At 62.0% G+C, this 10,013-nt stretch carries 11 protein-coding genes; 5 read left to right on the plus strand and 6 right to left on the minus strand.

Annotation, left to right across the window (positions count from 1 at the left end; translation table 11 throughout):
* Positions 1–239 precede the first annotated feature (239 nt).
* On the plus strand, positions 240–683 hold the full coding sequence (locus AADW18_RS16645) for a hypothetical protein (protein ID WP_337344511.1): 444 nt from the start codon (positions 240–242) through the stop codon (positions 681–683).
* On the opposite strand, the gene AADW18_RS16650 is transcribed toward AADW18_RS16645, so the two are convergent.
* From AADW18_RS16650 to AADW18_RS16665, 4 genes are all read right to left on the minus strand, one after another.
* Positions 628–990, minus strand: coding sequence for a hypothetical protein (locus AADW18_RS16650; RefSeq protein ID WP_337344512.1), 363 nt, complete (start codon positions 988–990; stop codon positions 628–630). The two genes, AADW18_RS16645 and AADW18_RS16650, sit on opposite strands and share 56 nt — an antisense overlap.
* Before the next feature lie 233 nt (positions 991–1,223).
* Positions 1,224–1,829 (minus strand): HD domain-containing protein, encoded by a 606-nt coding sequence (locus AADW18_RS16655; RefSeq protein WP_337344513.1) that lies wholly within the window; start codon positions 1,827–1,829, stop codon positions 1,224–1,226.
* Between the two features lie 25 nt (positions 1,830–1,854).
* Positions 1,855–3,225, minus strand: a complete 1,371-nt coding sequence (locus AADW18_RS16660; RefSeq protein WP_337344514.1) for an FAD-containing oxidoreductase — start codon at positions 3,223–3,225, stop codon at positions 1,855–1,857.
* Entirely contained in the window at positions 3,222–3,683 is a 462-nt protein-coding gene (locus tag AADW18_RS16665) for a DUF4126 family protein (RefSeq protein WP_337344515.1), read from the minus strand. Before AADW18_RS16665 ends, AADW18_RS16660 begins: the two co-directional genes overlap by 4 nt.
* A gap of 283 nt (positions 3,684–3,966) precedes the next feature.
* Between AADW18_RS16665 and AADW18_RS16670 the strand changes: the two genes are divergently transcribed.
* Entirely contained in the window at positions 3,967–4,935 is a 969-nt protein-coding gene (locus AADW18_RS16670; RefSeq protein WP_337344516.1) for a S41 family peptidase, read from the plus strand.
* An 81-nt stretch (positions 4,936–5,016) separates the two neighbouring features.
* On the opposite strand, the gene AADW18_RS16675 is transcribed toward AADW18_RS16670, so the two are convergent.
* Positions 5,017–6,003: an alpha/beta hydrolase gene (locus AADW18_RS16675; RefSeq protein WP_337344517.1), complete on the minus strand. Its 987-nt coding sequence runs from the start codon at positions 6,001–6,003 to the stop codon at positions 5,017–5,019.
* A 118-nt stretch (positions 6,004–6,121) separates the two neighbouring features.
* Between AADW18_RS16675 and AADW18_RS16680 the strand changes: the two genes are divergently transcribed.
* The 3 genes from AADW18_RS16680 (at position 6,122) to AADW18_RS16690 (ending at position 9,362) form a co-directional block, all read left to right on the plus strand.
* The gene (locus AADW18_RS16680; RefSeq protein ID WP_337344518.1) at positions 6,122–6,976 is read left to right on the plus strand and encodes a helix-turn-helix transcriptional regulator; all 855 of its coding nucleotides are present in this window, start codon (positions 6,122–6,124) and stop codon (positions 6,974–6,976) included.
* Between the two features lie 447 nt (positions 6,977–7,423).
* Positions 7,424–8,032, plus strand: a complete 609-nt coding sequence (locus tag AADW18_RS16685) for a hypothetical protein (RefSeq protein WP_337344519.1) — start codon at positions 7,424–7,426, stop codon at positions 8,030–8,032.
* 151 nt (positions 8,033–8,183) lie between these two features.
* Complete coding sequence (locus AADW18_RS16690) at positions 8,184–9,362, plus strand: GGDEF domain-containing protein (RefSeq protein ID WP_337344520.1); 1,179 nt, start codon at positions 8,184–8,186, stop codon at positions 9,360–9,362.
* Between the two features lie 16 nt (positions 9,363–9,378).
* On the opposite strand, the gene AADW18_RS16695 is transcribed toward AADW18_RS16690, so the two are convergent.
* Positions 9,379–9,864, minus strand: a complete 486-nt coding sequence (locus AADW18_RS16695; protein ID WP_337344521.1) for a heme-binding protein — start codon at positions 9,862–9,864, stop codon at positions 9,379–9,381.
* Between the last annotated feature and the right edge of the window lie 149 nt (positions 9,865–10,013).

The following is a 10,013-nucleotide window of genomic DNA, read 5'->3' on the forward strand; positions in this document are numbered from 1 at the left end:
CAGAGGGCAAAAGGCAGAAGCAACCGCTCTCGATTTTGTAGGAGCGCCGTCTCGGCGCGAGCTTTTGATTTTCGCGATGGTCTAGAAAGAGCTCGCGGGGGGACGCCGCTCCTACATATACATAGCGAGAGCTACGCAACGCGAACACCACGCCCAATCCCTTGTCATATTTATTTCACATATCGTTCCCCCCGGGTCCGTAGGCTTGCTTGTAGTGCTTCTCGCCATGGCCGGTGTCTATGCGCCACTATCATGTTCTTGTTGAATTCTCCGAGCCCAAGGGTCACGCACGGGCATTTGCCCACATCAGCGAATCGCAGGTGAGGCACCATTTCATTCTTCCCTGGACCACGGGCAACATGCCGATCGGTCCGGACCGTGATGTCATGGCCGGTCAGGTGTCGCGGTTGCGAGTCTTTCGCGCGGCAGGACCAGAGGAACTGGGGTCAGTGGACAGCGCCACCATGAAAGCCGTGGGCCAGGACGTAACCGACCTTTTCCTCTCGGAGCTGGGCATCCGCGCCAAGTCGCTTACGACGCGCCGACCGCTGTTGTACGTCATGGGAGCCGCCGTCGTTGCTGGCGCGCTGGCGCTGCTTCATCTACGTAAGCCAGGCGCGGCGAATGTCAGCCCGCGTGACGTAAGCGGCTCACCAGGCCGGCCTCGCGTATCGCACGTATGACGTTGGCAATGCGCGCGCCGCCCCTCTGTTCCGCACGCGGTATCGCGGCGTCTGCATCGTGGGTCTCGAATTTGCTGGGGCGTTCGCGGAAGCCATTGCAGCGCGCATAGAGCGCACACAAGCGCGCGAAGACATAAGGCTCGTCTTCCGGCAAGGCTCGTGCGCGAATGGCGGCACCACGTATGCCGAATTCGCGGCAACGCGTTTCGGCCTGCGCATAGTGCTGATAGAACGACCGTGTTTCTTGCTCCAACTGCGCAATCAACCTGTCCAGTTCCGCTCTGGGCAGGCACGTCTCGTCTTTCATGTGGCTCCTCCTGCGACTCCGGGGGAAGGAAGCATCGCAGTGCCGGGTTCCCCGTTGAACCGGCTTGAGAAGAAAAGGGGAATACGGAACATACCCATTTGCTGTCAACGCGATGTCAACGGCGCCATGCGAGCCAAGACACGGGATTACCGGGCCACCTTCGCCCGTGAAAACCGGTGTCATCGGTGAGCTCAGGGTGTCGAAGCCAAGACACCTGCATCTCGCCAGCCCATTTATGCGCCAAACCAACCTTGTTCGCGCGCCTCTTCCAACCGGACTTCCAGGTATTCCCACATGGCCGGACAGCCAGCCTGAATAGGCGGGCCGACCCTGCCCACCACGCGCTCATGGCTGATCCCGTTCTCGCGCCAGCTCTGGCCATTGTTGGCCAGGTTGAGCAACACAGGCATCGCGCGATCGGCAGCGTGCGCGAAGCGCGCTTCGGCCGATTCGCCTTCATAGAATTCCCGCCATAGCGCCAGGAACATCGCACTCTGCGGTTCCGGCAGCACGCCAAAGATTCGCTCCACCGCGACCTGTTCGGCCGCCTTGCGTTCTTCCCAACCGCTTTCGGCAAACACCATCGTATCGCCGGTGTCGATCTCGCCGATGTCGTGCACCAGCAGCATGGCAATGACGCGGTTGATGTCGATGGCCGCCGCTGCGAACGGCGCCAACGACGCTGCCAGCAGGGCGATCTGCCAACTGTGCTCGGCCGAGTTCTCGTAACGGTCCAACCCCAGCGGACGCACCTTGCGCGTCACTCCTTTCAGTTTGTCCAGCTCCAGAATGAAATCGACGATCTGCTGCATGCCGGTGTTCGCGCGCAAAGAAAACATTTTATCGGCACCGACGACCCGCGAGTCATGCGTCAACCGGATGCAGCCCGGACAGCAGTGTCGGAATCAGCTCCGATACCGTCGGGTGGACGGGAACGGCCCATGTCATCTGCGCGACGGTCGCACCGACGCTCATCATGTCGATGATGCCGTGGATCGCTTCGTCGCCGCCGGTGCCGAGAATGGCGGCACCGAGAATCTCGCCGCTTTTTGCATCGGCAACCACCTTCATGAATCCCTGGGTTTCGTCCTTTTCCACCGCTCGGCCCACCCGGGTCATCGGTCGCTTATTGACCAGCACGGATTTTCCACTGGCCGACGCCTGATGCTCGCTCATTCCTACCCGGCCCAATGGCGGATCGATATACAGCGCGTATCCCGCGATGCGGTCGTCCACGCTTCTGGATTCTCCGTCCAACAGGTTGGCAGCGACGATCTCGTAGTCGTTGTACGCCGTATGAGTAAACGCACCTCGGCCATTGCAATCGCCCAGCGCCCAGACGCCCGGGGCGCTGGTGCCTAACTGACCGTCCACCTGGATGTAGCCGCGCGAATCGGTCGCCACCCCTGCCCGTTCCAGTCCCAGGTCGCTGGTGTTGGGAACACGGCCCACCGCCAGCAGCACGTGGCTGCATGCAATGTTGTTCTGATCGACTCGGACGGTGATGCCGTCGCCTGCCTTGGCGAAACCGATTTCGCGGGCGTGGGTGTGAATATGGATGCCTTCGGCTTCAAGTATGCCGCGCACGGCCGCCGAGACATCTTCATCCTCGCGCCCGATCAGCGCAGGACCCTTTTCGATGACGGTGACCTGGGTACCGAAGCGCCGGTACATCTGCGCGAATTCCAGCCCGATATAGCTGCCGCCGATGATTACCAAGTGCGCCGGCAACGTATCCAACTGCAAGATCGACGTGTTGGTCAGATAGGGAATGTCGTGCACGCCCGGCAGTTCGGGAACCAGCGCTCTACCGCCGACATTGAGGAATATCCAATCGGCCGCCAGCGTTTCGTCGCCGACGCGAACCATCCCGTTGCCTTCCAGGCGCGCGTGGCCGCGGATGACCGTACAGCCCGGCATGCCGTCGAGCCAGGTCGTCACGTTCTGGCGCGCGTTGCCGGAAATAGTGGCGGCACGCGCTTTCACCTGCGTCATGTCCACCGATACCGGGCCGACACCACGCACGCCGAATTCGCCGGCACGGCGCGCCACGTGGGCGACCCGCGCAATCGCCACCAGTGCCTTGGTCGGCATGCAGCCGGTGTTGACGCAAGTGCCGCCCAGCCATTTCCGTTCGATCATCGCGACGGTCTTACCGCTCTTGGTCAGCCGATCCGCCAACGCGGGGCCGGCCTGACCGGCACCGATGATGATCGCGTCGAACCGGCGGGTCATCGCAGCACCGCCAGCACCAGCACCGCCAGACCGAGCGCCACGCCATCCTCTATCAAGGCCGCGGGCAGGTCACGGCCGAAGCGGCGAGCCAGTGATGCCCTGGCCGCGTGGCCTCCCAAGGTACCCGCCACCGCACCCAGCAGACCCACGATCACACCGACAAGCCATTGACCGTTCGCCAGCGTCAATGCGATGCCGCACACAGCGCCCATCAGCAGGCGCGTTCCGAACTGGATCGGCACCTTGCGGCTCGGGGTTCTGGGTAGCTGATCGGCGATCAGTTCACCGATGGCCAGCGCCGTCAGTATCCAGGGCGTGTAGGCATGCCCCAGAAAGGCGAGGAAGGTCCCTTCCAGCGGAATCCACCCCAGGTACGCTGCCCAGCTCACCGCTGCCGGCGCCATCATGGCCCGCAGCCCTGCCACCACCGCAATCAGGAATGCACACAAATAAATCATGCTCGCCTCCACGTCGGATTCCGAGTGAGAAGATCCCCGCCGGTAGCGATGGTAACCCGTACTCGGCAGGCAAAGCGGTCCGGTCAAAGCGGACTCAGGCAATCACGCACGCAGGTACAAAAAGCGAAACTTTCGCAGCTCTTTCCACACCGGACGGCGGCAGGGACGTCTTCTTTCCGGCGGGCGCTCGCAGCGCTGCGACGCATTCGGCCCTCATCGCATCTTATGAAGAACCCGCCTTCTATCGGCCCGCTTCTATTGGCCCGCTTCTATTGGAGTTTCCATGCGCGCGATCTTTCTCATTGCCCTGGCATACCTGCTGACAGCCATCATTCCCGCCACCTCCGCACAATCGACTCATCGGGCGGCGGTCGACGGGATCGCGCAGGCGATCCAGGACCACTACTTCGATGTGGATCGCGGCCGAAAGATCGCCAACGATCTACGAGCCGCGGCGGACCGGGGTGAGTTCGACGCGCTACCGGATCCCGCAGCGCTGGCAGCCAGGTTGACGAAACAGCTCAAACCACTGGATGGACACTTCCGCGTGCGCTGGTCGGCCGATGCAATCGCTTCCGATGAAGCTGGACCGATGCCTCGTCCGCGGCGCCTCTCCACTTCGGGCAATGCAGAAGGTCGCGACGACGACCACGGCATCCGCAGCGTGCAGGTGCTTCCGGGCGACGTCGGCTACCTAAGCCTCGGCCAGTTCGCGCATTTCGAATTCGGCCGTGACGATCAGCCGGCACGGCAAGCCATCGATGCCGCGTTGCAACGGCTTTCCGGAACACGCGCCGTCATCGTCGACCTGCGTGGTAACCGCGGAGGATCGCCGCACATGGTCGGCTATCTGGTCAGCGCCTTCACTCCACCCGGCGCCGATATCTACAACACCTTTCATTCGCGTGCCGGCACGCTCAACGAAGCGCCACAGGAACGATATGCCAAGCCGCGGTTGGACGTACCGCTTTATGTGCTGATCGACGCCCGCACGGGTTCGGCCGCCGAATCGTTCGCCTACACCTTGAAGAATGCCAAGCGCGCCACCGTGGTGGGAGAAGCCAGCGGCGGCGCAGCCAATCCGGGCGCGGAAGTGGCGGCCGGCTCAGGCTTTTTCGTCTTCGTTCCCACCGGCTCTCCGGTGAGTCCGATCACTGGCACCAATTGGGAAGGCACGGGCGTGCTGCCTGATGTGCGCGCGTCATCGCCGACGGCCCTGGATGTGGCAGTTGGATTGGCCAAGGCGCACTAAATATCTTTGTAGGACTGGTGCCAGCATGCTGGTGCCGGTGAGTCGCGATGAAGCTCTACCGATAACGCCTCCTTGTCTCAACTACACACCCCAAAGCTGCCGTGCCTCTTCTGCAATGAGATCCGGGAATTCCTCCGGGAAGAACAGCTTGGCGTCCGGCACTCGACGAATGCCTTGCGAGTTGCCGAAGGTTTTATCCAGGTAGCCTGGGCTTTCGGAAGAAAAAATGGTGTCGCCGGTACCCCAGATAATCCGTGTGGGAGTATTGCGCTGCTTCAGCGTCGCCTCGACGCCGGCGAGCACATTGCCGTCCAAGCCCAGCGCATAGGCATGCGTCTGGTCCGGATGCTCGACTAGCGGCCGCAAGTACATGTCGATAGCCTCGTCGCTGGGATTCTGTGGATAGGTAAACGTCATGCCACCCAATCCCTGCGGCGACCGTGCCAGCACATGGTCGGCTAGCCATGGCGCCAGCCATTGCGGGACGAATTGGCCTTTACGCGCCAGTTCGATCACCGGCTGCAATGCGGGCGGCGGGCAGTCGATTTCCGCATCGCAGTTGGTCAGCAACAGCGTGCGTACACGTTGCGGATAGCGCACGAGCAACAGTTGCGCGACCGCGCCACCGCTATCGTTGGCGACCAGATCCACCTGCCCGATATCCAGCGTATCCAGAAGTGCTATCAGCATCTCTACTTGCGCGTCCGGCGCTACGCTCTGTCCTTTGGCAACTTCCGTATAGCCCAAACCAAGGAAGTCCGGCGCGATGCAGCGCCGATAAGGCGAAAGGCGTTCCAATGCGCCTCGCCATTGGAATCCGTTCAACGGGAAACCATGCAGGAACAGCGCCGCCGCGCCAGTTCCGCGTTCTACGTAAGCGACGCGTCCTTGTGGCAACTTCAGATAACGTCTTGCGGCGCGCCATGCCGCTGCGTCCAGGGGTGCCGAAATTGCGGCCGTGGCCGCGGGCGCCACGCCGTTCTCCATCGCGGAAAGCGGCCACAAGCCGGCGAAGACGCTCGCCGCCAGCCCGCCCGTCGTAAGCTTCAGCAGATCTCTGCGTTTCATGGGTGCATCCTCATCAGTCCGGTTATCCGGTGAGGGCTATGATTCGCACCGGTCGCACCGGACTCAATTACCTGCGAGGTCATGGCGGCGCTAACCGCCCGCCGCTATTCTCTGGCCCATGACGATTCCTGGCCCCAAGGCAAACTCCTTCTCCTCCGTCGCAGTCGGCGCGTTGCTTCGCGAATGGCGGTCGACGCGCCGCCTCAGCCAACTGGACCTGGCGTTGGCGGCGGAAGTGTCGGCACGGCATATCAGCTACGTGGAAACCGGCAAGGCGCAGCCCAGCCGCGAGATGGTGGCGCGTTTGGCCGACACGCTGGAAATGCCATTGCGCGAACGCAATGCACTGCTGATCGCTGCCGGTTACGCCGCGCAATATCCGGAGACCGCCTTGACCGCCCCGGAGTTGGCGCGCATTTACCGGGCCATCGATTTCATGCTGGCGCAGCAGGAGCCTTATCCCGCATTCGTTATCGATCGTCACTGGAACATTCTGATGGCGAACCGCGCAGCGCAGCGCGTCAATCACTTCTTGCTGGGCGGCCGCGCCAGTCCGCACGCCAACATGCTGCGGCATGTGTTCGACCCCGATGATCTGCGCGCGGCGCTGGTGAACTGGGAAGAAGTAGCCGGCGATCTGATCCGCCACCTGCACAACGAAATAGCCGCCGCACCCACCGACGCCACCGCACGCGCTCTGCTGGACGAAGCACTGGCATACCCCGATGTTCCGCAACGCTGGCGCACACGCGAACTGGGTACCGCGCCATCGCCTTTGCTGACTACCGTGTTCCGCCGAAACGGACAGGAAGTGCGCTTCTTCTCCAGCATCACCACCTTCGCCACGCCACGCGACATCACCCTGGATGAGTTGCGCATCGAGTGCTGCTTCCCCATGGACGATGCCACGGCCGCTTTCTGCCGGGAGCTGAAAGAAAAGGACACCGACGAGATATCGATGACGTCGTCATGACAAATAAAAGGCATTGACGCGGTGGTTGCGTTAAAGCGCTTATGCGAGACTGTCGATCCCTGAGATGGTTAGGGCCTGTTAACACTTATGGAGTATGCCGCGTTGTTTCCCAATGGCCGCCAGGTGGTGTTGCACAGCGCTGCGCCTTGCTGGTGGTCAGCTCAAGCTGCGCGGCACCGCATTGGTGGCCATTGGAAAACAACCCGAAGAGCCTGCCCCGTACTTGATGCGGGGGCCGGGCCTGTGGACGCGCGTGGCCGCGTCATCACTCGGTTGCGTATCGACATACGCGCCCTCGTTCTTCCTTGCCTCGCCCGCCCACAGGCTCGGCGCGGCATGCTCCATAAGTGTTAACAGGCCCTAGGAAAGCAGGTCTCGTCGATGCAAATATTGTCTTCCGTTCTGTACTTTCTCGCGCACCACGCGATCTGGTCATTTTTCCTGATCATGATCGCCATCAGCTTGCTTGGCAGGTTCATGGTCAGGCGCCGTCCTGTTTTGTATCTGGGCCTGGTGATATTCGGCTTCTTGTTCGGCATGGCCAACATCTTTACCGGCCACATTCTCAATGCGCTGTTCCTCAACGCGTTCGGCACGCCCGGCACGGCGGTCATCGTTCAGTCGGAACAGACCAATTCGACCCTCAACGACCAATACATCTGGGAATACCACGCGGTCATGAAGACAGCCGACGGGCGCGACGTGAAGATCACCTTCGACACCATGTCCGCCAGTATCTATCCGATTCGCAATGCCATCCTGATCCCGCCGGAGAAAGAAACCTTCGTCGTCAAATACATCCCCGGCGTCGAGCGCAACGTCGTCATCATGAGCGACGCGTCGAATTACGGAAAACAGCGGCTCATCTATGAAGCACGCGCGCCGGTGGAAAAAGCCGCTGCCCAACTGGCGGTCAGCCCCTCTAACCCCGAGTTCATTGCGGAGTACCGCGACGCCCTGCAGACCTTCGTCCGTGACTACCGCGACCGCGCCGATCCCGCGTTGATCCAGGACTACGAGCAGCAGCTCGCGGCGCTGGAATCCAAAGCAAACTAGGCACGCGCAGCCCGAGCCAGCGGAGAACGCGTCGGGTGAAACCTGACGGGATTTGACCGACAGACCACGGAAGCGGCTCACGCCGATCATATTGCTTGCTCCCTCCCCCTAATCCTTCTAGTGTTCGCGCTGGGGAATAGGGGAAGTTGCAATGAATCCGCTGGCTTATCTGCTGGTATCGCTGGAGTTCACCAGCTTGATGCTCGCGGCTGTCTTTCTGATCGCCTGGTTCAATTTCGGGCGCCGCCGCCATGCGCTGCTGTGGTCTTTGGCTTTCTTCATCGCCGCCATCCAGTGGCTGATCAATCTGACGATCGCATCCGCGTTGCCGTTTCCGGCTTACTGGCTGCTCGTCAGCCTGACCTCCATCGGCAGCCTGTCGTTGGCCTTGGCGGGCCACCGGATGCGAGCCGGGCTGCCGGTGCGATGGGGATGGTTCCTGGTGGGAGCTTTCGCGGTCGAAGGGTCCATCGCCTGGTACACGCTGGCCCAGCCCCATGTTGGCTTGCGCATGGCGATCGGGCCCTTCTACGGCGCGCTGACATTGGGCCTGTGCGTGCCGGCGATTCTTCGTCACCGCGGGCCGGCGCTGCCGTCCGAATGGGGCGCCGCGATCGTAACGGGAATATTCGCGATCTGCGAAGGTGCGGCAGCGGTTGCGATCCTGACGGGCGGAGCGAAAGGCAGCGAGGAATCGTTGGCGATCTATCGCGCCATTAATTTCTTGTCGATGCCCGCAGCCTATACCGGCATGGGCATGTTCACGTTGCTGGTGCTGGCAGCGGACATCTCGCAGGAGATGAAGATGCTGGCGTTGAAGGATTCGCTGACCGGCGTGCTCAACGTGCGCGGTTTCGGAGAAGCGGCGAACAGGGCCTTGGTGGGCGCCAAGCGTCGTGGTACCGCGCTTTCGGCCATCGTGTGCGACATCGACCATTTCAAGGCGATCAACGATCATCACGGCCACGCCGCGGGCGATCAGGCACTGCGCCGATTCGCGCAGCATCTTCTGTCGTGCGTCCGCCCGCATGACGTCGTCGGTCGCGTGGGTGGCGAAGAATTCGTGGTGCTGTTGCCGAACACACCTCTGGCCGCCGCGGTGGACGTCGCCGAGCACTTGCGCGCTTCACTGGCCTCCTGGTCCATCGACGCGCAACCGGCGCCATTCCAAGTACAGGCCAGCTTCGGAGTCGCCGATCTGGGAGCGCCGGAAGACAAGCTGGAAGCGTTGCTGCAACGCGCCGACACCGCCCTGTACGCCTCCAAGCACGGCGGCCGCAACCGCGTGTCGGTGGCGCGCGAAGCCGAAGCGCTGGGAGTGTTCGCCTGAGCGCGGCGACGAGCCGCTACTTCAGCAGGTCCGCGGCTGCCTTGGCGATCTGGCCATCCTCGCTTGAACGTACACCGGATACGCCAATGCCGCCGATGGTCCTTTCCCCCACCATCAGCTGCAATCCGCCTTCGATAGGCATGCTGTCCGGAAGTGCCAACACCACGTTGTTGCCCTTCTCCAATAGCTCCTGGTGAAAGACAGTCGGGCGCCGATAATTGGCGGCGTGCCGCGCCTTGGCCATGGCGACGTCCACGCTGCTGTTGCCGCTTCCATCCATGCGTTGAAAGTAGAGCAAGCGACCCGCGTCATCGACAATGGCGATCGACACATTCCAGCTATTCCGCTTCGCCTCGGCTTCCGCGGCCGCCGCCAGCTCCTTGGCCACGGCGAGCGTCAACGCTGGTTTGGTATCCAGCTTTGCTGCCAGCGGCGTTTGCGCGAGGCTCGCGCACGACAGGGTCGATGCAAGCAAAAGCACTGCGCCTTTCAATCGCTTCATGGGTCGTTCCTTCAAGAGAAAAATTGACGTCTTCGTAGCTAACCGGAAGGCACCGATCGGCGCGCCGCCTTCGCGTTTCCGCGGCAATCTTCCATGTCTGACTTGCCAGGTTCAAGCGGCACCAGAGTGGAAAGTAGGATGTGGTAAGC

Source organism: Pseudoxanthomonas sp. CCNWLY206-1 (assembly GCF_039710385.1).
Taxonomy (GTDB): domain Bacteria; phylum Pseudomonadota; class Gammaproteobacteria; order Xanthomonadales; family Xanthomonadaceae; genus Pseudoxanthomonas_A.

Coding starts and splice junctions, on each gene's coding strand:
- AADW18_RS16645 (WP_337344511.1), top strand. CDS start 240: ATGCGCCACTATCATGTTCTTGTTGAATTCTCCGAGCCCAAGGGTCAC.
- AADW18_RS16650 (WP_337344512.1), bottom strand. CDS start 990: ATGAAAGACGAGACGTGCCTGCCCAGAGCGGAACTGGACAGGTTGATT.
- AADW18_RS16655 (WP_337344513.1), bottom strand. CDS start 1,829: ATGTTTTCTTTGCGCGCGAACACCGGCATGCAGCAGATCGTCGATTTC.
- AADW18_RS16660 (WP_337344514.1), bottom strand. CDS start 3,225: ATGACCCGCCGGTTCGACGCGATCATCATCGGTGCCGGTCAGGCCGGC.
- AADW18_RS16665 (WP_337344515.1), bottom strand. CDS start 3,683: ATGATTTATTTGTGTGCATTCCTGATTGCGGTGGTGGCAGGGCTGCGG.
- AADW18_RS16670 (WP_337344516.1), top strand. CDS start 3,967: ATGCGCGCGATCTTTCTCATTGCCCTGGCATACCTGCTGACAGCCATC.
- AADW18_RS16675 (WP_337344517.1), bottom strand. CDS start 6,003: ATGAAACGCAGAGATCTGCTGAAGCTTACGACGGGCGGGCTGGCGGCG.
- AADW18_RS16680 (WP_337344518.1), top strand. CDS start 6,122: ATGACGATTCCTGGCCCCAAGGCAAACTCCTTCTCCTCCGTCGCAGTC.
- AADW18_RS16685 (WP_337344519.1), top strand. CDS start 7,424: ATGATCGCCATCAGCTTGCTTGGCAGGTTCATGGTCAGGCGCCGTCCT.
- AADW18_RS16690 (WP_337344520.1), top strand. CDS start 8,184: ATGAATCCGCTGGCTTATCTGCTGGTATCGCTGGAGTTCACCAGCTTG.
- AADW18_RS16695 (WP_337344521.1), bottom strand. CDS start 9,864: ATGAAGCGATTGAAAGGCGCAGTGCTTTTGCTTGCATCGACCCTGTCG.